This is a genomic window from Photorhabdus sp. RM323S (assembly GCF_042879375.1).
GTDB lineage: Bacteria > Pseudomonadota > Gammaproteobacteria > Enterobacterales > Enterobacteriaceae > Photorhabdus > Photorhabdus tasmaniensis.
In genome coordinates this window covers 38,553-63,523 of record NZ_JBHFKZ010000012.1, presented here as the reverse complement: position 1 = coordinate 63,523, position 24,971 = coordinate 38,553, and the positions used below count along the sequence as shown (strand labels likewise).

Annotated in this window: 22 protein-coding genes; 13 read left to right on the top strand and 9 right to left on the bottom strand. The window is 43.4% G+C overall.

Annotated elements, in window-relative coordinates:
* Positions 1 to 111: 111 nt before the first annotated feature.
* The 3 genes from hutI (at position 112) to hutC (ending at position 3,162) form a co-directional block, all read left to right on the top strand.
* Entirely contained in the window at positions 112 to 1,371 is a 1,260-nt protein-coding gene (gene hutI / locus ACGF7G_RS08060; protein WP_387464634.1) for an imidazolonepropionase, read from the top strand.
* A complete protein-coding gene (hutG, locus tag ACGF7G_RS08055; RefSeq protein ID WP_387464632.1) occupies positions 1,368 to 2,324 on the top strand; it encodes a formimidoylglutamase in 957 nt (318 codons plus the stop codon). The genes hutI and hutG overlap by 4 nt, the downstream gene beginning before the upstream one ends.
* A 106-nt stretch (positions 2,325 to 2,430) precedes the next feature.
* Entirely contained in the window at positions 2,431 to 3,162 is a 732-nt protein-coding gene (hutC, locus tag ACGF7G_RS08050) for a histidine utilization repressor (protein ID WP_387464631.1), read from the top strand.
* 102 nt (positions 3,163 to 3,264) lie between these two features.
* Here hutC and ACGF7G_RS08045 read toward each other — a convergent pair whose 3' ends face one another.
* A complete protein-coding gene (locus ACGF7G_RS08045) occupies positions 3,265 to 3,906 on the bottom strand; it encodes an HAD family hydrolase (RefSeq protein ID WP_387464630.1) in 642 nt (213 codons plus the stop codon).
* 113 nt (positions 3,907 to 4,019) lie between these two features.
* Entirely contained in the window at positions 4,020 to 5,294 is a 1,275-nt protein-coding gene (locus ACGF7G_RS08040; protein ID WP_387464628.1) for an FAD-dependent oxidoreductase, read from the bottom strand.
* A gap of 621 nt (positions 5,295 to 5,915) precedes the next feature.
* Here ACGF7G_RS08040 and hutU point away from each other — a divergent pair.
* The 8 genes from hutU (at position 5,916) to ACGF7G_RS08000 (ending at position 14,699) form a co-directional block, all read left to right on the top strand.
* Positions 5,916 to 7,595 (top strand): urocanate hydratase, encoded by a 1,680-nt coding sequence (hutU, locus tag ACGF7G_RS08035; RefSeq protein ID WP_387464627.1) that lies wholly within the window; start codon positions 5,916 to 5,918, stop codon positions 7,593 to 7,595.
* A gap of 8 nt (positions 7,596 to 7,603) precedes the next feature.
* Entirely contained in the window at positions 7,604 to 9,148 is a 1,545-nt protein-coding gene (gene hutH, locus ACGF7G_RS08030; RefSeq protein ID WP_387464625.1) for a histidine ammonia-lyase, read from the top strand.
* Between the two features lie 85 nt (positions 9,149 to 9,233).
* Positions 9,234 to 10,628, top strand: coding sequence for an amino acid permease (locus tag ACGF7G_RS08025; protein WP_387464623.1), 1,395 nt, complete (start codon positions 9,234 to 9,236; stop codon positions 10,626 to 10,628).
* Between the two features lie 187 nt (positions 10,629 to 10,815).
* Entirely contained in the window at positions 10,816 to 11,748 is a 933-nt protein-coding gene (prmB, locus tag ACGF7G_RS08020; protein WP_387464621.1) for a 50S ribosomal protein L3 N(5)-glutamine methyltransferase, read from the top strand.
* Positions 11,749 to 11,851: 103 nt separating this feature from the next.
* A complete protein-coding gene (gene aroC / locus ACGF7G_RS08015; RefSeq protein ID WP_133814883.1) occupies positions 11,852 to 12,937 on the top strand; it encodes a chorismate synthase in 1,086 nt (361 codons plus the stop codon).
* Positions 12,938 to 13,024: 87 nt separating this feature from the next.
* Positions 13,025 to 13,825 (top strand): sulfite exporter TauE/SafE family protein, encoded by an 801-nt coding sequence (locus ACGF7G_RS08010; RefSeq protein WP_387464619.1) that lies wholly within the window; start codon positions 13,025 to 13,027, stop codon positions 13,823 to 13,825.
* 22 nt (positions 13,826 to 13,847) lie between these two features.
* Positions 13,848 to 14,375, top strand: coding sequence for an elongation factor P hydroxylase (locus tag ACGF7G_RS08005; protein ID WP_387464617.1), 528 nt, complete (start codon positions 13,848 to 13,850; stop codon positions 14,373 to 14,375).
* Positions 14,376 to 14,420: 45 nt separating this feature from the next.
* On the top strand, positions 14,421 to 14,699 hold the full coding sequence (locus ACGF7G_RS08000; RefSeq protein ID WP_036838273.1) for a YfcL family protein: 279 nt from the start codon (positions 14,421 to 14,423) through the stop codon (positions 14,697 to 14,699).
* 145 nt (positions 14,700 to 14,844) lie between these two features.
* Here the strand turns inward: ACGF7G_RS08000 and ACGF7G_RS07995 are convergent, their stop codons facing one another.
* The 3 genes from ACGF7G_RS07995 to ACGF7G_RS07985 all read right to left on the bottom strand — a co-directional run bounded on the left by ACGF7G_RS07995 (position 14,845) and on the right by ACGF7G_RS07985 (position 18,358).
* A complete protein-coding gene (locus ACGF7G_RS07995; RefSeq protein WP_133814886.1) occupies positions 14,845 to 15,144 on the bottom strand; it encodes a type II toxin-antitoxin system RelB/DinJ family antitoxin in 300 nt (99 codons plus the stop codon).
* A gap of 131 nt (positions 15,145 to 15,275) precedes the next feature.
* Positions 15,276 to 17,318: a bifunctional tRNA (5-methylaminomethyl-2-thiouridine)(34)-methyltransferase MnmD/FAD-dependent 5-carboxymethylaminomethyl-2-thiouridine(34) oxidoreductase MnmC gene (mnmC, locus tag ACGF7G_RS07990; RefSeq protein ID WP_387464616.1), complete on the bottom strand. Its 2,043-nt coding sequence runs from the start codon at positions 17,316 to 17,318 to the stop codon at positions 15,276 to 15,278.
* A 494-nt stretch (positions 17,319 to 17,812) separates the two neighbouring features.
* The gene (locus ACGF7G_RS07985) at positions 17,813 to 18,358 is read right to left on the bottom strand and encodes a hypothetical protein (protein WP_387464614.1); all 546 of its coding nucleotides are present in this window, start codon (positions 18,356 to 18,358) and stop codon (positions 17,813 to 17,815) included.
* A 625-nt stretch (positions 18,359 to 18,983) separates the two neighbouring features.
* On the opposite strand from ACGF7G_RS07985, the gene fabB reads away from it, so the two are divergent.
* Positions 18,984 to 20,198 (top strand): beta-ketoacyl-ACP synthase I, encoded by a 1,215-nt coding sequence (fabB, locus tag ACGF7G_RS07980; RefSeq protein ID WP_387464612.1) that lies wholly within the window; start codon positions 18,984 to 18,986, stop codon positions 20,196 to 20,198.
* A gap of 307 nt (positions 20,199 to 20,505) precedes the next feature.
* The gene (locus tag ACGF7G_RS07975) at positions 20,506 to 20,952 is read left to right on the top strand and encodes a hypothetical protein (RefSeq protein ID WP_387464610.1); all 447 of its coding nucleotides are present in this window, start codon (positions 20,506 to 20,508) and stop codon (positions 20,950 to 20,952) included.
* Between the two features lie 183 nt (positions 20,953 to 21,135).
* On the opposite strand, the gene ACGF7G_RS07970 is transcribed toward ACGF7G_RS07975, so the two are convergent.
* The 4 genes from ACGF7G_RS07970 to ACGF7G_RS07955 form a co-directional block, all read right to left on the bottom strand.
* Complete coding sequence (locus ACGF7G_RS07970; protein ID WP_133814891.1) at positions 21,136 to 22,650, bottom strand: tripartite tricarboxylate transporter permease; 1,515 nt, start codon at positions 22,648 to 22,650, stop codon at positions 21,136 to 21,138.
* 11 nt (positions 22,651 to 22,661) lie between these two features.
* The gene (locus tag ACGF7G_RS07965) at positions 22,662 to 23,093 is read right to left on the bottom strand and encodes a tripartite tricarboxylate transporter TctB family protein (RefSeq protein ID WP_387464608.1); all 432 of its coding nucleotides are present in this window, start codon (positions 23,091 to 23,093) and stop codon (positions 22,662 to 22,664) included.
* 13 nt (positions 23,094 to 23,106) lie between these two features.
* On the bottom strand, positions 23,107 to 24,087 hold the full coding sequence (locus tag ACGF7G_RS07960; protein WP_387464606.1) for a Bug family tripartite tricarboxylate transporter substrate binding protein: 981 nt from the start codon (positions 24,085 to 24,087) through the stop codon (positions 23,107 to 23,109).
* Between the two features lie 412 nt (positions 24,088 to 24,499).
* Positions 24,500 to 24,748, bottom strand: a complete 249-nt coding sequence (locus tag ACGF7G_RS07955; protein ID WP_133814894.1) for a hypothetical protein — start codon at positions 24,746 to 24,748, stop codon at positions 24,500 to 24,502.
* Positions 24,749 to 24,971: the final 223 nt, after the last annotated feature.

Here is a 24,971-nt window from a genome sequence, read left to right as displayed (position 1 = left end):
GTATTCGGGAAGTCAGCAAAATAATTTGACAATTATTGTTGGTTGGAAAATAAATGTATATACAACTAAGAACCTGACTTATCAAGTATTGACAAATATAGGATGCTAATCATGGCAATAGAACTGAGTGATACTGATGTCATCTGGCGTAATGCAAGATTGGCGACAATGGACTCTTCTATCAATGCAGCTTACGGATTATTAAAAGAACATGATCTTCTAGTACGTAATGACAAGATTTTAGCGATTTTGCCCACAGCAACATTACAGACAAACCGCTGTCAGGTAATTGATGCACAACAACGTCTGATTACCCCAGGTTTAATCGATTGCCACACCCACTTGGTTTTTGGTGGTAACCGGGCGTATGAATGGGAACAGCGTTTAAACGGTATGTCTTATGCTGAACTCAGTGCTCAGGGAGGGGGGATTAATGCGACAGTTTCTGCGACTCGAGCCAGCTCTCTTGAGCAACTTGAACACTCTGCACAGCAGCGTCTTGCTGCATTTATGGCCGAAGGCGTAACGACTATTGAGATTAAATCGGGTTATGGATTAAATCTGGAAAACGAAGAAAAGCTGTTGCAGGTCGCACAAAACTTGGCGCAGCATAATTCGATAGAAATTAGCCCGACATTGCTTGCCGCTCATACTTGCCCGCCTGAATATAAGCACAATCCTGATGCCTATATGAATCTGATTTGTGAAGTTATCCTGCCGCAGCTTTGGAAGAAAAAGCTGTTCGAAGCCGTAGATGTTTTTTGTGAAAGCGTGGGGTTTAATCTGGTACAAACCGAACGGCTCTTTCAGGAGGCCGAACGCTGGAATATTCCAATAAAAGGACATGTGGAACAGCTGTCCAATTTAGGCGGGAGTAAATTGGTCGCTCGTTATCATGGTCTTTCCGTTGATCACATTGAATATCTGGATCAGGCAGGCGTGGAGGTTCTCAGCCGCAGTCGTACAGTAGCTGTTCTGCTCCCAGGTGCTTTCTACTTTTTGCAGGAAACACAACGCCCACCTATCGATTTATTACGGCAATTTAATGTGCCGATAGCTATATCTACTGATTTTAATCCTGGAACCAGCCCGTTTGCTTCCCTGCGTATGGCGATGAATATGGCATGCGTCCAATTTGGATTGACTCCGGAAGAGGCGTGGTTAGGTGTAACCCGACATGCAGCTCGTGCATTAGGCCGGGAAAAGAGTCATGGACAGCTGCGTGCAGGCGCTTACGCCGATTTTATTGTCTGGGATGCAGAAAATCCTGTTGATATTTTCTATGAATTGGGCCATAACCCACTGAATACCCGGGTATTTCGTGGCACTATTACACATTCCAGCATACAGCAGATAAGGAGCAGAAAATGAATTTATGGCATGCCACTTCACCGACTATTTGGCAAGGACGAAATGATTTGGCAGAAGCGGATAATGCACTGCGCCTTTTTCAAACAGTCAAATTGTCCCCATATTTTACGCCGGAAGAATTTCCTCACGCTATTGCTTTGTTGGGGTTTGAATGTGATGAAGGGGTAAAACTTAATCAGGGTAGACCCGGTGCTAATCAAGGCCCTGATTATTTGCGTAAGGCATTGGCCAATATGGCCAGCCATAAAGGGCATGACAGATTGGTGGACTTGGGAAGTATTCGCGCTAATCCCAATCAATTGAGTGAGGCTCAACAAGCTCTGGCTGATGCAATTACTCAATGCCAACATCAGAATGTGCGTACCCTGGTGTTGGGTGGTGGACATGAAACCGCTTTTGCTCATGGTGTTGGAATTTATGATGCTTTCCCACATCAGCGCATAGGTATTATTAACTTCGATGCTCATCTCGACTTACGGCGATCGCCGCAACCGACTTCCGGTACACCTTTCCTTCAGCTTGCTGAATATTGTCAGCAACACCAACGCCAGTTTCACTATACTTGTATTGGCGCAAGTTTGGCGTCTAATACCCAGGCATTGGTAGATGAAGCCAACGGCTTAAACGTTACGATCATCTGGGATAATCAATGCAGCGAAACCATGCTGGACAAAGTGCAGCGGCAGATACAAGATACACTCCAGCAAGTTGATTTGATTTATATGACAATCGATCTCGATGTATTGCCTGCTTATCAGATGCCAGCAGTCTCTGCGCCGGCGGCACTGGGGCTGCCATTGGAGCGTCTTCTGCAATTGATTCAGCCAATCTGCCAGAGTGGTAAATTACAGGCGGCTGATTTGGTGGAACTCAATCCAACATTTGATATTCAAGGAATCGGTGGAAAAGCAGCAGCACGCCTTGCCTGGCAATTAGCACATTGGTGGTATTGATTATCCAAAATAACAATACTATTGTGCGGTTTTATTTGGCGAAAATAGCCTGATAAAGTGAACATAATTAATCACTTAACATTTTTATAGCAGCAAGGAATTTATTGTGACGATACACTTATCAGGACCATTTGCCAAACCTGCCCCTTTGTATGCCAAAGTGAAACAGTCCATCATCGAAAAAATCTATACCGGTGAATGGAAATCAAATGATCGTGTTCCATCAGAAGCTGAGTTAGTTAAACAGTTTAACTGTAGCCGTATGACTGCCAACCGTGCATTACGTGAGTTGACCGCTGAAGGGTTATTAGTACGGTTACAAGGGGTGGGATCGTTTGTTGCTGAACCAAAAGGGCAATCCGCGCTGTTCGAAATTCACAGTATTGCTGATGAGATCTCAGCTCGTTCTCATCAGCATCGCTGTAAAATAGTCAAGTTATCAGAGCTGAATGCTGACGTAAAACAGGCTGTTGAATTGGATATTATCGCGGGTACGCCGATTTACCAGTCGATTATTGTCCACTATGAAAACGATATTCCTGTTCAGATAGAAGATCGTTACGTCAATGCTCAAGCGGTTCCCGATTATTTACAACAAGACTTCACAAAACTTACGCCACACGATTATTTGTCAATCATTGCACCGTTAACAGAAGGTGAACACGTCGTGGAAGCTATCGCTGGCGATCCCCGATCCTGCAAGTTACTGCAAATTGAATCGGGTACCCCTTGTTTATTAATCAGCCGTCGAACTTGGTCAACTCATTACACCGTTTCCAGTGCCAGGCTATTATTTCCCGGTAATCGGTATAAATTGAAAGGGCGTTTCAACTCATAATCACTGTTTTTAAAAGAAAACTATTGTGGCAGTTTATCTCTGATAGATAGTTAAAACCTATCGACGTATTTATATGGTTTATCGAAACTTCGGGTTGTTTCCTTACTGACAACTGATTTTTTTCCGAATCAGCTGATAGGGTTCCCATAGATCGTTACCTTCATAATGCATTAATGCGATTTCACGTATTTTATCTGTCCCATTGATAGCAACTGTGTTGGTAAGAGCATTAAACAAGGGGATGTCAGAGCCAGCATCACCATAGGCGATACACATTTCCAAATTCAGCCCATATTCCTGCACATATTTTTTAACTATCTGTAATTTACTTTCAGGCGTTAGTATCTGCTGTAGATTAATTGGCTCACGAAAAGGCAAAGCAGGAAAATTTGATGCAACCACAGTATCAACCCCAAATTTTCTCAGATGCCGGGCAAAAAAATCAGGTGATAGGGTAATGACCATCGATATTTCACCTTTGGCTCTGATATCGTCAAAAACTTCTTTTATTCCCTCAATCCACGGTGAAGCATGAAAAACTTCCGCAACATCAGCGTCCTGTAAGTTCGACCATAAGAGTTGTAATTCAGCTGCAAACCTTTTGGTATCTATCTTTCCTTCAGAAAACTGTTTTTCCAGCAGGTGAAGTTCTGTCAGGCAATTCATAGTACGGGCAATTTCCAGACTTGCAGTGGTTCCTCTTAGAAGAGTGCCGTCCATATCAAAAACATGTAATATTTTCATAATAAATCTAAATAAATTTTTCGTTATAGAAATAGGTTAGGTTTGTTCGGCATGGTAAATATATAGGGATTACTCATCTTGGTAATCCCCTGTTTATTCAGCTGGCTCACTGATTAAGCAGTCTCTGCTTCCAAGGTCTTAAGGACCGAAGAGGCGGCGTAGTGACCACTAATCATCGCTGCAACAATACCTCTGAAGATTCCACAAGCGTCGCCTGCAACCCATACGGGTGAAGGGGATGTTTCCAGGCTCAAATCGCCATCAAGACTGGGATACCAACCGACCCCTTCCAGTGTGGGGCCGACGATATATGTATTCTCGTGATCGATTTCGGGAAATCGCTTGATGATATTACGCAGTCCTTGCAACATCTTATCGAATAACTCTTCACCATAAAGGGATACAAGTTGTGCAATTATGTGAGCATTTCTTGCTAATACATCTTGTACTTTGATTCTAAAGTAAGAATCTTTTTGCTTCATGGCTGAAACAACATTGCTAAGTGCTCGGTCAGCGATATCTTTATTAAGAATACGCGTATTAAACCCAACATTGGATCGTCCTGTAGAGGGGCCGTCAGAATGACCGGAAACAGTCCATAAATCTTGGGTTTTTGTTAATACTGTTTCGCCATCCCGGCAAGCACAGAAAGTACGCCATTCAACAATGCCATCATCTGACTGAAGTTTTAGCTTCGGATCGAGTTGTTTCATATTTCTAAAGAATGCTAAATCTTCTTGCTGTTCAATGCGGAAGCCAACTTCCAGTCGATTAAATGATTGTTTTTCAATTTGGTCAGTCATTTCTAATGGACCAAATCTTCCACTAGCTAAAATGATTCGCCGGCATTCAATGTGATAGGTTGTGGCATTTTCATCTCTTAAGCTCATAATAATAGAATTTTTTTCTCTATTATGTTTATAAGAGAGGAATTTAGTTTGTGTAATGATATCTGCATCTGCCGTTTGCACCATATTTTCAACAAGATTAATCCTACTTTCGAGAGACATATAATTGGATGGATAATCTTTTAATACCCATTCCCCAGAACCTACAGTAAATTCTTTGGGATTTGTGGGGAATGGCGGTGTATCTAGGCCATATTCATTCAGAGTAGTACAGGTCCATTCATAAGCTTGCCGTAATTCTCGTCCGTTTGGTAGTTCCCAAAGTGCACTGGCAGAAGGAAAAAATGAGAATTTTCCGTCAGAAAACAACCCTGCACCACCGTGCCCTTCGGTTATTTCAACCAGATTATCTTTATCACGTTCATGAATGGCTTTGCCGTTATCAATTAATACAACTCGTAAACCTTTTCCTTTCAATTTCTGCACCGCAGCTAACCCTGCGGGGCCAGCGCCAACAATGGCAACATCATATACAGGCATTTCTCTCCTCCATTCTTTATAGCAGGATTGATGTTCCTGAGAACATTTTCTATGAGTTGAGCACTGAATTATTGTTACTGTTCTTCTACAGAGTACATCATGTTTTGTTACTATAAAGTAGCGTTCTATTTCGATTACCTTTCTTAAATACGAAACCATTAGTATCGAAATTAGAGGGTTTAAATTTGCCTTTCTTATTTTGTTTGTCAATATATAAATATAGGTATTTTAATTTGTGGGTGAAATATCAGGCAGGAAAATCTCTTGGGGAATATAGATGTTCTATTTAAGGGCTGATTTTTTAATCTATTAGAGTTAATTTTATTTGCTGTTCTTTATAATCAAGAGCGAATTTGGTCCACATTCAGACAAAATATTTCCTGACATAAACTGTATTTTTGTAAAATTAATGTAAATAATTTGTGATTATAAACACAAAAATAACAAAAACATTACGCCTTGATAATCAGAAAGAAATAATGTTAACAAATTGATTTGTAAGAAAATAAAGATAATAAATTCATAAATATATTATTTTGGCTAACGGTTTGGTCTATTGAATATACATGTATATACAACTATACATTTAACAAATATCCAAAGAGCAAAAGGAGTCAGACCGTGACCGCCCAGAATAATAAATTTCGTAATGTCGATATCCGGGCACCCAGAGGGACGCAACTCACAGCCAAAAGCTGGTTAACCGAAGCGCCTCTGCGCATGCTAATGAATAATCTTGATCCAGAAGTTGCTGAAAACTCGCATGAACTGGTGGTATATGGGGGCATTGGTCGGGCTGCCCGAAATTGGGAATGTTATGACAAGATTGTCGAAACACTGAAAAGGTTGGAAGACGATGAAACGTTGTTAATCCAATCGGGTAAACCGGTTGGGGTGTTTAAAACGCATAAAAATGCACCACGGGTACTCATTGCGAATTCGAATCTGATACCGCATTGGGCTACCTGGGAACATTTCAACGAGTTGGATGCCAAAGGGCTGGCTATGTACGGTCAGATGACGGCGGGTAGCTGGATCTACATTGGTAGCCAGGGAATTGTCCAAGGCACCTATGAAACGTTCGTGGAAGCTGGCCGTCAGCATTATAACGGTAATTTACAGGGGCGTTGGGTGTTAACCGCCGGTTTAGGGGGTATGGGGGGAGCGCAACCGCTGGCTGCAACATTGGCTGGAGCATGTTCTCTGAATATTGAATGTCAGCAAAGCAGGATCGATTTCCGCCTGCGCACTCGTTATATCGATGAACAAGCTAAGGATCTGGACGACGCACTGGCCCGGATCGAAAAGTACACTCAGGAAGGCAAAGCTATCTCTATCGCACTGTGCGGTAATGCCGCTGAAATTTTACCGGAATTAATTCGTCGAGGTGTGCACCCGGATTTGGTCACTGATCAGACCAGCGCACATGATCCTCTCAACGGTTATCTGCCGAAAAACTGGCGCTGGGAAGAGTACCGCCTGCGTGCCATTTCAGAGCCGGCGGAGGTTATCCAAGCAGCAAAATCTTCAATGGCGGAGCATGTTAAGGCGATGTTGTCTTTTCAGAGACAGGGAATTCCTGTTTTTGATTACGGCAACAATATTCGTCAAATGGCATATGAAGTCGGTGTAGAAAATGCTTTTGATTTCCCTGGTTTTGTTCCTGCCTATATTCGCCCGTTATTTTGCCGTGGTATCGGGCCTTTCCGTTGGGTAGCACTTTCCGGCGATCCACAGGATATCTACAAAACTGACGCCAAAATTAAAGAATTGCTGCCCGATGATAAACATTTGCATCACTGGCTGGATATGGCCAGAGAACGCATCAGTTTTCAGGGATTACCTGCCCGTATCTGCTGGGTTGGTTTAGGTGAACGCGCCAAACTCGGACTAGCTTTTAACGAAATGGTGCGCAGTGGAGAGCTTTCTGCGCCGATTGTTATTGGTCGTGACCATCTGGATTCCGGTTCTGTCGCCAGCCCGAACCGGGAAACCGAATCCATGCGTGATGGTTCTGACGCTGTTTCGGATTGGCCGTTGTTGAATGCCTTACTTAACACCGCCAGTGGTGCTACCTGGGTTTCTCTACATCATGGCGGCGGCGTCGGCATGGGCTTCTCACAACATGCAGGTATGGTGATCGTGTGTGATGGAACCGATGAAGCCGCAGAACGTATAGCCCGAGTACTGCACAACGATCCGGCTACCGGAGTGATGCGTCATGCCGATGCAGGTTACGAAATCGCTATTCATTGTGCCAAAGAGCACGGATTAGATTTGCCTATGCTCAATACAAAGTAAGGAACATTATGAAACAATTAACTATCTACCCAGGCAAATTGACCCTTGATGAACTGCGTCAGGTTTATCTGCAACCCATAAAAGTGACTCTGGATAGCCAGACTTTTCCGGCTATTGAGCACAGCGTGGCATGTGTTAATGCTATTCTTGCTGAAAAACGCATCGCGTATGGAATTAATACCGGATTCGGACTACTAGCCAGTACCCGGATTGAGGAAAATAACTTAGAAAAACTGCAACATTCGCTGGTCGTGTCTCATGCCGCTGGAATAGGTGAAGCGCTGGACGATAACATGACCCGGTTGATCATGGTATTGAAAATCAACAGCCTCTCCCGTGGTTACTCAGGCATTCGTCTGGACGTCATTCAGGCGTTGATCACTTTAGTGAATGCGGAGGTTTATCCCTGTATTCCCTGTAAAGGATCTGTCGGCGCATCTGGTGATTTAGCACCGTTGGCACATATGAGTCTGTTATTACTTGGGGAAGGACAGGCGCGTTATCAGGGCGAATGGTTGCCAGCCAAAGAAGCTCTGGCAAAAGCCAATTTACAACCTATTACATTGGCGGCCAAAGAGGGTTTAGCGTTGCTTAATGGCACTCAAGTCTCCACTGCTTTTGCGTTACGTGGATTATTTGAGGCAGAAGATCTGTTGGCGGCAGCAATAGTTTGCGGCTCTTTATCCGTAGAAGCGGCATTGGGTTCCCGCAAACCATTTGATGCCCGCGTGCATGAGGTTCGTGGGCAACAGGGGCAGATTGACGTAGCTGCATTGTATCGTCATGTATTGGGAGAGAGCAGTGAACTATCGGATTCTCATATAGACTGTCCCAAGGTGCAGGATCCCTATTCATTGCGTTGTCAGCCACAGGTCATGGGGGCTTGCCTGACCCAGCTCCGCCATGCTGCCGATGTTATTCTGACTGAATCTAATGCTGTATCTGATAATCCATTGGTATTTGCTGAACAGGGTGAGGTGATTTCCGGCGGTAATTTTCATGCTGAACCCGTTGCAATGGCGTCTGATAACTTGGCGCTGGCATTAGCGGAAATCGGTGCATTGTCAGAACGACGTATTGCATTGTTGATGGATTCACATATGTCACAGCTTCCGCCTTTCCTGGTTGAGAACGGTGGTGTGAATTCTGGTTTTATGATTGCACAAGTGACGGCAGCGGCTCTTGCCAGTGAAAATAAAGCGTTAGCCCATCCCGCGAGTGTTGACAGTTTACCGACTTCGGCCAATCAGGAAGATCATGTATCAATGGCACCGGCTGCCGGGCGTCGTTTGTGGGAGATGGCAGAAAATACCCGGGGTATTCTGGCAATTGAATGGTTATCGGCCTGTCAGGGAATAGACTTCCGAAATGGCCTGAAAAGCAGTCCGATTCTGGAAAAAGCGCGTCATATTTTGCGGGAAAAGGTAGATTATTACGATCAGGATCGTTTTTTTGCGCCAGATATTGCTGCTGCGGTACAACTATTGATTGAGCAACACCTTTCCTCATTACTTCCTGCTGGACAGATATTACAGACTAAAAATAACCGTTAAATAAACCGAGGGCCGGCTTCTGTCCGGCCTGATTGTTGCAGCTATCTTTCATAAAACCCAATAATAAAAGATAAGAGGGTAAATCATGCAAGCCACATTACACCTAGAACGGGGACTCAACGCTCGCCATATTCGGTTTATGGCGTTGGGCTCTGCGATTGGCACCGGTCTTTTTTATGGTTCGGCTGAAGCCATAAAAATGGCAGGTCCGGCGGTATTATTAGCTTATTTAGTCGGCGGCACCGCTGTCTTTATGGTCATGCGCGCTCTGGGAGAAATGGCGGTCCACAAACCGGACGCCGGTTCTTTTGCCAGTTACGCCCATCAATATTTAGGCCCGTTACCGGGGTTTATTACGGGTTGGACTTATACTTTCGAAATGATAATAGTCTGTCTGGCTGATGTAACGGCTTTCGGTATTTATATGGGGCTATGGTATCCGGAAGTACCGCGTTGGATATGGGTACTCAGTATTATTTTTATTATTGGCGCGCTGAATCTTTGTAAAGTCAAAGTATTTGGCGAAATGGAGTTCTGGCTATCGATTCTGAAAGTTGCGGCGATCAGTGCCATGATTATTGCTGGGGCCGGCATTATTCTGTTTGGTTTCAGCGGCCATTTTCAGGCAACAGGCGTTCAAAATCTGTGGCAACACGGTGGATTTATGCCTAATGGATTTGGCGGCATCATTGAATCTCTGGCCGTCGTTATGTTTGCTTTCGGTGGTATTGAAATCATTGGCATAACATCCAGTGAAGCTAAAAATCCGGCGAAAATGATCCCGCAAGCAATCAACTCTATTCCGGTTCGTATCCTGCTATTTTATGTACTGACTATTTTTGTATTAATGGCAATTTACCCCTGGAGCAGCATCGGCCAGGAAGGCAGTCCATTTGTCGCAATATTTCAGGGACTGGGAATTAGTTCGGCGGCAAATATTCTGAATATTATCGTGATCACAGCGGCAATTTCGGCTATTAACAGCGATATTTTTGGTGCAGGCCGGATGATGTACGGTATGGCGGAGAAAGGATTAGCGCATAAAAAATTTATGCAATTAAGCCGTAACGGCGTACCTTGGGTGACTATCATGGTGATGACATTGGCATTGCTGTGTGCTGTCGTTCTTAATTACTTACTCCCTAAACAGGTGTTTGTCATCATTGCTTCGATTGCCACTTTTGCCACGGTATGGGTTTGGTTAATGATTTTGTTTTCTCAGTTTGCTATGCGCAGAAAGATGTCACCAGAAGAAGCACAAAAATTAAAATTTCCAGTGCCGATGTGGCCTGTTGCACCGATTCTGACTATCGTGTTTATGATATTTATTATTGCTGTTTTGAGTTACTTCCCAGCGACACGAATCGCGTTCTATGTGGGAGGAGTATGGATCCTGCTGTTAACCGCAGCCTATTATTTATGGATTCGAAATAATAATGTCATCATTGTTAACGTTCAGTCTGCTAACGAGAAAACATAATATAAATATTATAGAAGCCGTCTTGTTGCTGACTGAATAAGACGGTTTCCGCGGAAAATTGGTCAAAAATCTGTAATAAAACACCGGCACCATCCTTTTATTGTCATTAGCCTGACATGAAAGCTGATTTGTCTCAGTGATCGTGGCAAACTAACGGGTCAATGAATTTACGGGGCTGGAGGGGCTTTTGGACAAGATTTTTATCGATGAGGCAGTGGCTGAATTATATACCATTCAGGATATGTTGCGCTGGTCTGTCAGCCGGTTTAATGCGGCGAATATTTATTACGGACACGGTACAGACAATCCTTGGGATGAAGCTCTGCAACTGGTTCTTCCATCGCTGTTTCTGCCGCTGGATATTCCACAGGAAATGATGACCGCACGGCTGACATCAACTGAACGTCATCGTATTATCGAGCGGGTTCTTCGCCGTATTAATGATCGTATTCCTGTTGCTTACTTGACTAACAGAGCCTGGTTCTGTGGTCATGAATTTTATGTTGATGAACGGGTTCTGGTTCCACGCTCCCCGATTGGGGAACTGATTAATAATGAATTTTCAGGGCTGATTTCTGATGAGCCAGTCAATATCCTTGATCTCTGTACAGGTAGTGGTTGTATTGCCATCGCCTGTGCATATGTTTTCCCGGAAGCGGAGATCGATGCGGTGGATATTTCCGCTGATGTATTGGCAGTGACTGAACAGAATATTCAGAATCACAACCTTGAGCATCGGGTCATTCCTATTCGTTCCGATCTGTTCCGCGATATGCCACCTGTTAAGTACGATCTTATCGTCACTAATCCGCCTTATGTCGATGCTGAGGATATGAGTGATTTGCCGGAAGAGTTCCGCCGTGAGCCTGAATTGGGGTTGGCTGCGGGTTCAGATGGTTTAAAACTGGCACGCCGCATTCTTGCAACCGCTCCCGATTTTCTTACAGAACAAGGTGTGTTGATTTGTGAAGTTGGCAACAGCATGGTGCATTTGATTGAGCAATATCCTGATGTGCCATTTACCTGGCTGGAATTTGAATATGGTGGAGACGGTGTATTTATGATGACACGTCAACAGCTTATCGAACATCACGAACATTTTCGTTTATTCAAAGACTGATAGTTGCGTGGGTAGTCGCTGCGGTCATTAATGCAGAACTTGCAGAATTAAATATAGAATTAAAAGAATTAAATAAAAGAACAATTAACAGGAAGGAACTGAGATGGCTGGAAATAGTATCGGGCAGTTTTTCCGGGTTACCACCTTTGGTGAATCTCACGGTTTGGCGTTGGGATGTATCGTCGATGGTGTACCGCCGGGTATCACAATCACCGAAGCGGATTTGCAAATTGATTTAGACAGGCGCCGTCCGGGAACTTCCCGTTATACAACGCAGCGCCGTGAGCCGGATCAGGTTCGCATTCTTTCCGGTGTATTTGAAGGGGTAACAACCGGTACCAGTATCGGTTTACTGATTGAAAATACGGATCAACGTTCTCAGGATTACAGTGCGATTAAAGACGTGTTTCGTCCGGGACATGCTGATTACACTTATGAACAGAAATATGGCATCCGTGACTACCGTGGTGGTGGCCGTTCTTCTGCCCGTGAAACGGCAATGCGAGTTGCGGCAGGTGCGATAGCGAAAAAATATTTGCTGGATAAGCATGGTATTCGTATCCGTGCCTGTCTGAGTCAGATGGGTAATATTCATTGCGAATTAAAAAATTGGGAACAGGTGGAACAAAACCCCTTTTTCAGCCCTGATGAAACCAAACTTGAACAACTTGATGCTCTGATGCGTGAGTTGAAAAAAGCGGGTGATTCTATTGGCGCGAAAGTGACGGTTGTAGCAGAGAATGTGCCAGCCGGATTGGGAGAACCTGTTTTCGACCGCCTTGATGCTGATATCGCTCATGCGTTGATGAGTATTAACGCAGTAAAAGGCGTTGAAATTGGTGAAGGTTTTGGCGTTATTAATCTGCGTGGCAGTGAAAACCGGGATGAAATGACGACTCAGGGTTTCACCAGTAATCATGCAGGTGGAATTCTGGGGGGGATCAGCAGCAGCCAGCCAATTATTGCTCATATTGCGTTGAAACCCACTTCCAGCATCATGGTGCCGGGCAAAACGGTTAACCGTCAGGGTGAAGAGATGGAAATGGTAACTCGTGGTCGCCATGATCCTTGTGTTGGTATCCGAGCGGTACCGATTGCAGAAGCCATGATGGCTATTGTTCTGATGGATCACCTGTTACGTCAGAGGGCACAGTGCGCGGATGTTGAATCCCGTCTTCCCCGTTGGTGATTAGGAAGATGAAGCTAGCCTTGAAATCCCGGATATTGAAATGGGTAGCTGAATACGGATAAGCGGTTTCTTTTGATGGGATAAAATATGGACTGGTTATTATCAGGAGCGGAAATTTATGGTCTGCTCTTTCTGGTTGCGATAATCGCTGGATTTATCGACTCGATTTCTGGCGGTGGCGGTTTACTGACCATCCCTGCGTTACTGTCAGTCGGCGTCTCGCCTGTGCAGGCGTTGGCGACAAACAAGTTGCAGGCAGTGGGTGGTTCCTTCTCTGCCAGTCTCTATTTTGTCCGTTATGGCGCGGTTGATCTCAAGTCTCAGCGCTTTGCCATACTGATGACATTGTTTGGTTCAATGGCTGGAGCCATGATTGTCCAGTTTATCAAACCCGATTTTCTCAGCCAGCTATTACCGGTTCTGGTTATTATTATTGGCCTTTACTTCCTGTTGACCCCAACGATAGGCAGGGAAGATCGCCATCGTCGTCTGGCTCCGGTGGCATTTGCCTGTCTTATCGGGGGTGGATTGGGCTTATACGATGGCGTATTTGGTCCCGGTGTTGGCTCATTTTATGCGTTAGCTTATGTTACCCTGTGTGGCTATAACCTGGCGAAATCCACCGCTCATGCCAAGGTACTGAACTTCGCTTCCAACATGGGTTCACTGGTGCTGTTTATCCTTGGCGGTCAGGTTTTGTGGGTACTGGGCCTTGTTATGCTGGCAGGGCAGGTAATCGGTGCACGGCTGGGCGCACGTTTGGTTTTAACACATGGTCAAAAACTTATTCGCCCTATGATCGTGACTATCTCTTTTTTAATGAGTATCAAATTATTGAATGATAATCACGGAGATACGATCCGTACCTGGCTGGCATATTATTTCTGATTCAGGATTTTGTTTTTAATTCATGACAACGCATAACTATCAACAAATTATAGATATTTTTAATCGCTGTTTTGGCGACGAATACAATACACGTCTGGTAAAAGGTGATAACGAACCTATTTACCTGCCGGCAGATGAAGACGTTTCTTATAACCAGATTGTATTTGCTCATGGTTTCTATGCCAGTGCGTTACATGAAATTGCCCATTGGTGCATTGCGGGTGAAAAGCGTCGGAAATTAGTGGATTTTGGCTATTGGTATTGCCCTGATGGGCGTGACGCACAGACGCAAAGTGAATTTGAGAAAGTAGAAATTAAACCCCAGGCGCTGGATTGGATGTTTTGTACCGCCGCAGGTTTTCCGTTCAATATCAGTTGTGACAACCTTGACGGGGATTTTGAACCTGACAGGCTGGCTTTTCAACGTAAAGTTCGTGCTCAGATCATGGACTATTTAGCGCAGGGAATACCGGCAAGAGCAGAGTGCTTTATTCAGAGACTACAATCGTTCTACAATACGCCCCCATTGAAAGCGGAACATTTTCCTTAGCCGGAAGATATATTCGCAGATTGAAACTGAATTTAAGGAAAGATGATGCTCGCTGAGTTTGAAACGCGTATTTTGGCGCAAATTGATGACATGGTAGATCATGCCAGTGATGATGAATTATTTGCTGGTGGCTATCTCCGCGGGCATCTCACTTTGGCGGTGGCGGAATTGGAACAAGAAGGTGCTCATACTGCTGAACAGCTTCATGATCGTGTTGAAGAAAGTATCCAAAATGCGATTAAAGCAGGAGAATTGGCACCACCGGATCAGATTCTGGTTCTCCATACTTGGCAGCGCCTGCTGGATAACGCTAAAACTCAATAAATTGATTAAAACAATAGAAAAGACAAACTGCACCCAAAAAACCATATAAGTTTCTGATAGCTGGCGGTGCAGTGCATTGAAGCGAAGACTTAATGGTGATTTCCATTTTAGCTGTTTGATGGCGGCCCAGGCTGTTTTCTTCCATTCAAGAACGAGCACGAAGTTTCCTGTTAATCAATTCTTGGGCTTCATCCATCATCTGCTGATGTGGGATAGGTGGACGCGTATCGTCGAGCGCTTCTTGTACTTTAGCACGAAACCAGGCGTCGTAAGTTTCCGGATCGGCAGTGAAGCCAGCAGGTAACGCTCCATCTTTGGCGACACGGGTTAGCAGGATACGCACGGCATCCGATATAGTCAGGCCTAGATTTGCGAGTTTTTCCGTCGCATCGGCCTTGAGTTTGTCGTCTACACGGACGTGCAGCATTGATGTTTGAGCAGCCATTTTGTGTCCTCCGTTTTATCAGGCTTTATTATGTATCTCATTTGAGATCTATCTGCAAGAAGATTGAGATGTATTGAGCTGCACCTCCCAAAAGTGACACAAACATTTCACTTCTTGGGCGGTGCCGTTTCTTATGGTTTTTCGGTTTTAACTTCGCGGCCTTTCAGTAGTTTTCTGATCCAAAAACGGTTTGGATGAAGGGCTGCCAGTGTTTCATTATCCAGTGGCAAGGGTTCACCAAAGATCTGCCCTGCAAGTATTTCCGCACTGAGTGGTGCAGAGCATAATCCACGGGAACCTAATGCTCCGATAACAAACAGATTGGAATAACAGGCGGCATCTGTGACAGGGTTTCCTGTGCGGATTTGTTCTGATAGATCCTGATAATTTTCCATTATTTCATTGAGATTCGGCACATTTCCCACCATTGGCATATGGTCACGAATAACGCAGCGAATGCCCTGGCGAGATTTTCCGGCAGAAACATCAACCTGACTTATCCATCCGGCATCAGGTAAACATTTCAGTAATCGATCACGATTCTCTTGTTGTTCTGTTGCAGAATATTCGCTATCAAGCTGATGGCGCTGATAACTGGCCCCGATGCAGTGGTACTGATTGCTTGGATTAGCAGGTGTCATATAGCCATCATAGCAAAGCACATTTTTCAATTTACTCAGCTCTGTTGTCGTTGGAATATGGCTGACTTGACCACGAACGGCGGTAACCGGCAATTTTTCGGTTTGTCTAAATTGGGGCAGTTGATAGCCATTGGCAATCACTACCGTTTTATGATGTGTGTTTAAGCGTTGCCCTTGATGCATCAAATGCAGCTGCCAACCCTTTTCGCTATGGTCAAGATCGGTAATTTCATGATTGAAGAAACAGAGCATTCCTTGCTGTTGTGCTAATTCTGTTGCCGCTTTGGTCAATTCGGCCGGACATAGCCACCCGCCTTGTGGATAGTGAATGCCGTGGTGATTAATATCCAGTCCACATTCTTTACTTAATTGGTGGTGACTCATACCAACAGCGATTTCATCCGGCCATTCTGTTGCCAGAATTTTTTCAATTTTCCTGCTACTTTTTTCATCATAAGCAAGTTGGCTGACACCACACCATTGATGGTCGAAATGAATTTCCTGAGCTGATAGTTGATCATACTGACGACGGGCAAAAGTAAATGCAGATATAAAGAATTTTTCGAGCCCACTATTATTACCGTTAAGTAACGGGTAGAGCGCTCCCTGACGATTACCGGACGCACCTTGTGCCGGAAATTCATCCTGACAATAAAGAGTAACTTGCGCGCCACGACGCAGTAGCGCAAGAGCGGTGAGAATACCGGCAATACCTCCGCCAATAATCGCGATATCATCTGTGTGGCTTGCCGCTGGACGAGCAAACCACGGTGTGGGCAATGACTGAGATTTCTGTGCTGCCAGAACCCCAGTCAGCATTTCTCTTTTGCGACCAAATCCTTTTACTTTACTGACACTAAAACCTGCTTGTTGTAAACCACGACGGACGATACCGGCAGAAGTGAAGGTTGCAAAGGTGCCGTCTGGGCGGGCAAATTGCGCCATTGCGGCAAACAGTTGTTCGCTCCACATTTGTGGGTTTTTTGCAGGCGCAAATCCATCTAAAAACCAGGCGTCTATTTTACCGTAAAGGTTGGAATCCATTGTTGGCAACAGATCATTGACATCACCAAACCATAAATCCAAGGTGACAGTTCCATTTGCCATAATTAGCCGGTGGCAGCCTGCCAACGGTTGAGGCCACTGCTGGCAGAGCTGTTGTGAAAAAAGGCCAAGCTCAGGCCAGCGTTGATGTGCAGCCCGTAAGTCACAGGTTTTCAGTGGGTATTTCTCGAAACTAATGAAATGCAGACGTTTCAACGGGGCATCAGGATTTTGCTGCCGAAATGCAGCAAATGATTGCCATAGTGTCAGAAAATTTAAGCCTGTTCCGAAGCCAGTTTCTGCTATGACACAGTTGGTACGAGAATGAGTACTGAATCGTTGGGGAAAGTGATTACCGTTAAGGAATACATAACGGGTTTCTTCCAATCCATCCTGATTTGAAAAATAAACGTCGTCGAATTGTGCTGAAACCGGAGTGCCTTGATCATTCCAGTTCAGGGTTGCGGTACGGATGGCAGAGTTTTTCACGGTAATGCCTGCAATGTTACTGATAATAATGTGATTTTAGCGATATTAGGCTTGATGTACCACCTGACAGGAGAAAAGATAGGAAACCCATAAACCAGAACGCTGGTGCTGATGAAAATCGCCGAGAAAAAGAATATTATCTGAAAAAACATAAAATGGTATCTTCATACTATCAGACTATTTACGGATTGCTTTATGAGGATAAAATAAAGGGGGTAACTTATAAAAACTGCTCAGAATTGCCAGTAAAACAGTATCAGTAAAGATAAAAGGCGAATATGATTAACATTGGTTAAACGTAAAACACAATATACCATGATGATTAAACTTAATAAAAATCAGACGTTAAAAGTGATAAAAACAACAGTGAAAACTTCATAAAACTCAGGTCGGGATCCCACTTTGGTTATAAAAAGAATATTATCTGAAAAACTGCACCTTAATCAGTTAGTATCCAACTTTTGGGGTGCAGTTCATTAAAATGGGGTTTAAGTTTATAAAGGAATATGAAATTCACACAATTTTTTAAATTCCTTCGACTGTGTTTCCTTTAAGTGTGAGGAAATAATATCAATCATTGATATCACTTTGCGCCTGGCTGCTGCTTTATCACCGTTCTTGTGATTGACCTCTTCAATATAAGATGAGCATAACTTACAAAATTCAGCTACTCTTTTTTCAAGGACATTTGAGTCTTTATCGATAAAATCGTAATGGCGGTGATTATTAGCCTGCTTTAGGTAATCTGAATTTGGTATAGGTGCCCGTATGAATGTTTTCTCTGAGTTTAATCCAGAAATATCCTTATCGTGGCTCTGGTATATAGACTCTAATAACCGCTGATTTTTACTGGATATAATCATAATTAGCCCGTAAAGTGTGATGAATGCTCCAATTAGGATATGGTTCTGTTGTGACACAACCAATCTAATATTGTTAATTTTGTTGCCGTATTGTGATGAGATATTTGTATCCATATTAAAAGCTACTAAAATCCATACAATACCAACGCTTAATAGAAGATAACCCAGTCCTCTCATTATTAACCCCCATAAAGTTAGTGGGTGGAAGTGCTCTAACTCACTTAGGTCTTACAATGAACCGACCATTTTATATGACGTAACATCATTACAATCATTTTGTATGTGAATAATGGCTTGATTACTAATAAAGTCAGAAAATTTTTTATTTCAAAATGTTTGTTACTGTAAGTTTGGAAAATTTAAGTAATTCTGCTAGTAAGATAACATAAGAGCCGGTTCTTTTCATAAAAATTCTATTCATGATTATAGCGGCTACTATTAAACTCGTTTCTAATTATAAGAAAACGTAATAAAAATAACGGACATAGTTGTCTCTATATAAATTAAACTTTTAATCATTGATTTAGATACCTGATAAACTCAGGTGTTTCCTAGTGTTATGACTTACCGGAAGAATCTTTACCTGAAATTTATTGTCATCCATTGCTATCTGAATAGTTTTTGCCATGTTCTATGTAGGTTAGTTGTTGTTTTGACCAGAAAATATATTGAAATCTTTCGATGGATGAATTTTTCTTCGTAATTTTATCCTGATCGGACTTGTTCGGCGTACAAGTGTACGCTAAAGTGCTGTTAGCATTGATAGAGATCCCGCAGATAAACATATTTAATGAGGTATTTAATGAAGCGTGCAGTGATCACTGGATTGGGTATTGTCTCCAGCATTGGTAATAACCAGAAAGAAGTACTGGCATCTCTGAAAGAAGGCCGCTCCGGGATAACTTTTTCCGAAAAATTCAAAGAGATGAAAATGAGAAGTCACGTCTGGGGTAATGTAAAACTGGATACTACAGGGCTAATAGACCGAAAAATTCAGCGTTTCATGAGTGATGCTTCTGTTTATGCTTATCTGGCGATGGATGAAGCAATTAAAGATTCTGGCCTGACTGATGATCAGGTTTCTAATATTCGCAGTGGATTAGTTGTAGGTTCTGGTGGTGGTTCTCCTCATAACCAGGTGGCTGCCGCTGATGGTATGCGTTCTCGTGGTCTGCGTGGTGTGGGGCCTTATATGGTGACTCGTGCAATGGCTTCCGGTGTGTCAGCTTGCCTTGCAACTCCTTTTAAAATCAAAGGGGTAAACTACTCTATCAGTTCTGCTTGTTCTACCTCTGCCCATTGTATTGGTCATGCGGCTGAACTTATTCAGTTAGGAAAACAGGATGTTGTTTTTGCCGGCGGTGGTGAAGAGCTGTGCTGGGAAATGAGCTGTGAATTTGATGCAATGGGTGCACTTTCAACGAAATACAACGAAACTCCCGAACAAGCTTCTCGTACTTATGATAAAAACCGTGATGGTTTTGTTATTGCTGGCGGTGGCGGTATCATTGTTGTTGAAGAGTTGGAACATGCATTAGCACGCGGCGCACACATATACGCTGAAATTGTTGGCTATGGTGCAACATCTGATGGAGCGGATATGGTGGTTCCATCCGGTGAAGGTGCAGTTCGTTGTATGCATATGGCATTGCAAGGTGTAGAAGGTTCTATTGACTATGTGAATACGCATGGTACTTCTACTCCAGCGGGTGATTTGAAAGAGTTGGAGGCTATCAGGGAAGTATTTGGTGATACAACACCGGCAATTTCTGCAACAAAAGCGATGACAGGCCATTCACTAGGTGCTGCCGGGGTACATGAAGCGATTTATAGCCTGCTGATGTTAGAACATAGTTTTATTGCACCGAGTATTAACATTGAAGATCTTGATGATAAAGCGGCTGGCATGAATATTATTACGAAACCTACCGAACAAAAGTTAAATACGGTAATGTCCAACAGCTTTGGTTTTGGTGGTACGAATGCTTCGCTGGTGATGAGCAAGTATTTGAGGTAATTCTCCTCATCAGGTTTGGACAGTGCTCAGGCAAAAGCAATAACTTTTGGCGCATTTTAGGCGACTAGGTGAGCGAAACGAGTTAACCCCGTGTACTAATATGTACACTCCTATTTCTGTGTGCTGTCCGTATTACTATTATTTTGTTTTCTGATCCTACTAATCACATACTCAGAAGAGAGTCCTTCAGAATATATGGGGATTAAAAGAAGACCGTCTTGTCGGATGATGTCAAGAGGTTGTATCCTCGTTGGGTTTAACACAAGGAACAGAGTGTAGAGCTCTGAAATAAAGAACTGGAAGTTATATGATAATGCGTTTATTGCCCTATTTTTTGTTACTTTTGCCATTTAATATATACGCTGACAGCGAATCTTGTATTCAAACAGGCGGCTATATTGAAATGAACATGCGGGGAAAAATGATAAATGATTTGAATATTCATTCTCAGGATGTTGATTTTAAAAAAACAAGAATCGAATTACTTTCTGATATCGAAATCAATAAAATTCTTGCTGCGGAATTTGCTAAAAAAGCGGTGGAAAAAGATAAATCGAGAGACAGTTCAGTTCGACTCAGGTATAAAGACTATTATGAAAATTATACAGAATATAATCCTCATAATTTAATTTTAAAATTTACCTACTTTAATAAACAAGACGATAGAAATATTTTTATTGCATCGGCAATTGTTAATGATATTGAGTGCTCTGTATCATTTAGTGATTATTTAACGGTAAATCGAGAGTTTTAAATCATGGGTTCATTAAATATTGCGATTTACCAAAGTTGAGGTTAAATATCAATGAAATTCCATCTTGCTGAATCTTAACTTTTTGTGAAATATAATATTAATGTGATGCGTGTTTTTATCATCCTGGAAATAAAATCCCATAATTTTTCTTGATAATAATTATAGGATTTTTCCTGTTAGGCTTTAAGTTTCAGTAACTATTTTTTGAATACGTCGTTTACGGATGATTCGTAATACTGGCGGAATAATCAGGACTAGTACGGCCAATACTAATAAACTCTGAGCAATTGTGCTGTTCCACAGAATTCCAAACTCTCCATTGCTAATAGAAAGTGCGCGACGTAAATTTTGTTCCAGCATTTCTCCCAATACGAAACCGAGAATTAATGGCGACATGGGGAAATTCATTTTCCTTAGAATGTAACCGAAAACGCCCAGCCCTATCATCAGCAAAAGATCGAATGTCGTACTGTGTACCGCATATACACCAACGGCCGAAACGGTAGCAATCGCAGGGACAAGGAACCATAACGGAATAGTTAACATTCGGGTAAACAGACCTATCATTGGGATATTCATAATCAGCAGGATAATATTGGCAATCAATAATGCTGCAATTAATCCCCAAACGATATCCGGTTGCTCAGTAAACATTCCCGGCCCTGGCGTAATGTTATAGAGCGTTAATGCACCCATCATGACGGCAGTGGTGCCTGAACCTGGAACTCCTAATGTTAGCATTGGAATAAAGGAGCCGCAGGCCGAAGCGTTGTTGGCAGCTTCCGGTGCCGCAACGCCACGAATATCACCTTTACCAAATGAATCGCTGTTTCCACTGATCTTTTTCTCGGTCATATAGGTAATTGCGCTGGCAATTGTCGCCCCTGCACCAGGCAAAATACCGACAAAGAAACCGATAAAAGATGATCTGATCGTTGGCATGGCGCATTCAGCCGCTTCCTTGCGATTAAACAACAAACGGCCTGTTTTGCGGATAATGGTTTTGCCGGTTGATGTATTCTCTAGCATCAGCAGAATTTCGCTGACAGAGAACAGTCCTATCACTACAACGATAAATTGAATGCCATCTGACAGATGAACGTTGTCGAAAGTAAAACGGTAAACCCCGGTGTTGGCGTCTACTCCGACAGTTGCCAGACCTAATCCGATCAGTGCCGCTAATAGTGATTTCAGCGGATTCTGACTCATCATGCTACCCAGACAGGCAATAGCAAAAACCATTAGTGCAAAATATTCAGCAGGGCCGAAAGCCAATGACCACTGCGCCAGTAATGGTGCAAATAAAATAATGCCGAAAATTGCCAGCAAAGAACCACAAAAAGAACTGACTGCGGAAATAGACAGCGCCACACCCGCACGGCCTTGTTTGGCCATCGGATAACCATCCAGTGCGGTCATAATGGCGGCAGCATCGCCGGGAACATTCAGCAGAATCGATGATATACGCCCACCATACTCACAGCCGATATAAACAGTTGCTAATAAGATCAGAGCTGATTCAGCAGGCAGTTTTAACGCGAAAGCCAGTGGCAAAAGAATCGCGACACCATTAATCGGCCCAAGCCCCGGTAACAGGCCAACAATCGTACCGACAAAACAGCCAATTAAAGCAATAATCAGGTTTTGCGGCACCATTGCAACTTCAAAACCCTGACTGAGATACATCCAAGTTTCCATAAAATTCTCCGTCAGTTGAGCCAGTTGCCAAGAGGCAGGGTTACATCAAGTAAGCGGTCAAAGGCGAAGTAGAGCGTGACGCCAAGGAACACCCCGGAAATGATTGCGGCAAGCAGTGTCGCGTTAAATAACAGAGCGACACTGAATGTCAGCAGAGCGGTAGCCAGAGGAAAACCTAGCCATTCAAATGCCCAGCCATAAATAACCAAAGAGACAATCAGTATCATCAGGCGACGAATAACCGATGCATCGGGCCAGTTGTTCTGTTCTGGTTTTTTGAAAAGCAGCAATAAAGCACAGAGAGCCATCAGAGACAGAATAATCATCGGAAAAGGTCTGGGCCCCAAGGGTTCATAAGTGTATTCACTCTGGATCCCCCAACCAATAACCATGCCGATGGCACAGAGTACTAACCAGACAGCCGCGAAGAGGCGATCGCTCATGATAATTACCCTGTTATTTGGCTAAACCAAAAGCTTTGGCTTGTTCATGATACTGTTCAACCTGTTTTTTCACATAGCTGTCCAGTTCCTTGCCGGTCATGTTAAATTCGAACAATCCACGGATATCACGCTGCTCTTTAAAAGCATCTGTTTGTTGTAATTTATTAAAAGTATCAACCCACCACTGATATGCTTCATCGGAGACTTTTGGTCCCATATAAAATCCGCGGATAATCGGCCATACCAGGTCATAGCCTTGCTCTTTGGCGGTAGGAATATTGGCTAAATCACCCTCCAGCCGTTTATCTGAATAAACAGCCAGAACACGGATTTTGTCTCCACTCAGGTAAGGCATCATCTCGCTCAGATCACCGGAGACAGCCTGAATATGGTTACCCAGCAGAGCCGTGACTGGCTCACCACCCCCCTCAAAAGCGACATAACGCATTTTGTGAGGATCAACACCAACCTCTTTTGCCAGCAGTGCTGTTTTCATCCAGTCCTGACTGCCGATAGAAGCGCCGGCACCAAACACAATGCTGGTGGGATCGTCTTTGAAAGCATTCATCAGATCATTCAGGGTGCTATGAGGAGAATCAGCACGAACGGCAATCATGCCATAATCAGTACCAACACTTGCCAGCCAGCGAACATCATTAACGTTGTAGCGGCCAAATTTTCCCTGAGACAAATTGAGCAGAGAGCCACCGGAAAAGGCAACGATGGTTCCCGTTTCAGCAGGTCGCTGTGCGACGATAGCGTTGTAAGCGACAGCACCGACACCACCGGGCATAAAGGTGACGCGCATGGGTTTACTGATCTCTTTCGTATCCAGTAATGAAACCTGTACCAGCTTGCAGGTCAGATCAAACCCGCCACCCGGTTTTGCCGGGGCAATACATTCGGTTCTACCAGGGGCGTCGGCAGCAAAAACACTGCTTGCGCTAAATAGTAAAACGGTTGCCGCTAATATTTTGATTGTTATCGTTTTCATTTATTTTCTCTCATCAATACCCGTGTAAGATATAGCCACCATAAACGGATCTGTTGACACAATTGATAATAACAAAACCTTTCATTTACCTTTCATTAACAAGAAAAGTTGTTGATATGTGATTTTAATCGCTTAATTTGCGTAGCGTTTCGCATTAATGAGTCAATAAATGGCGACAGACTTTCTTTTTTGTTTGGGTTTGTTGTAAGTTTCTCGTAGTGCTGATGTTGCTTTGTTTGGTGTTAGGTAACTCAAGGAGAAATTGTTCGAAGGTGGTGTGGTTTTTGGCAAAAATAGCCGTAACTTGCGCCCAATGCGGATGGAGATATAGAGTAAAAAGCCTAATCGAAACAGCCGCGTTATGGGCGGCTGTTTAATAGCTTTACATCTTCATACTTAATTTAAATCTTCGCTAGGAGCGCATAATTTCTTCAATGTCACTCAGTTTTGGATTTTGTTGGCAGCAAGGGCATGTTACGTCAGCTATTCCAAGTACTCTGTTTGAGTCAACTTCAGCTTGGAAGACTTGTTTCAAACATTCCGTATGCATTGGATGGCTTTCGGGGCTGCCATGATTGCAACTGAGTTGGTAAAAAGGCTTGTCGTTATTTTTAAGACAAATGGTACATTCTTTGGTTGTATTTGGTTCAATGTGTGGCATGTGACTTCTCCTATATGAGGGATTATTTCGCTTTTCTGGCTTAAATAGCGTTTCAAAACAGTAGATCACTCGAAGGGAACTTAATCTGGTTTTTGCGATCTGATTAATCGCAAAAAATCACAAATCACTCGTTGGACTGAGTTATGTCAATTATAGCACCTATATTTTGGAATGAATGGCGCTGAACGGTAAATAAAATGGGTTAAGTCAGATAGATTCTAAA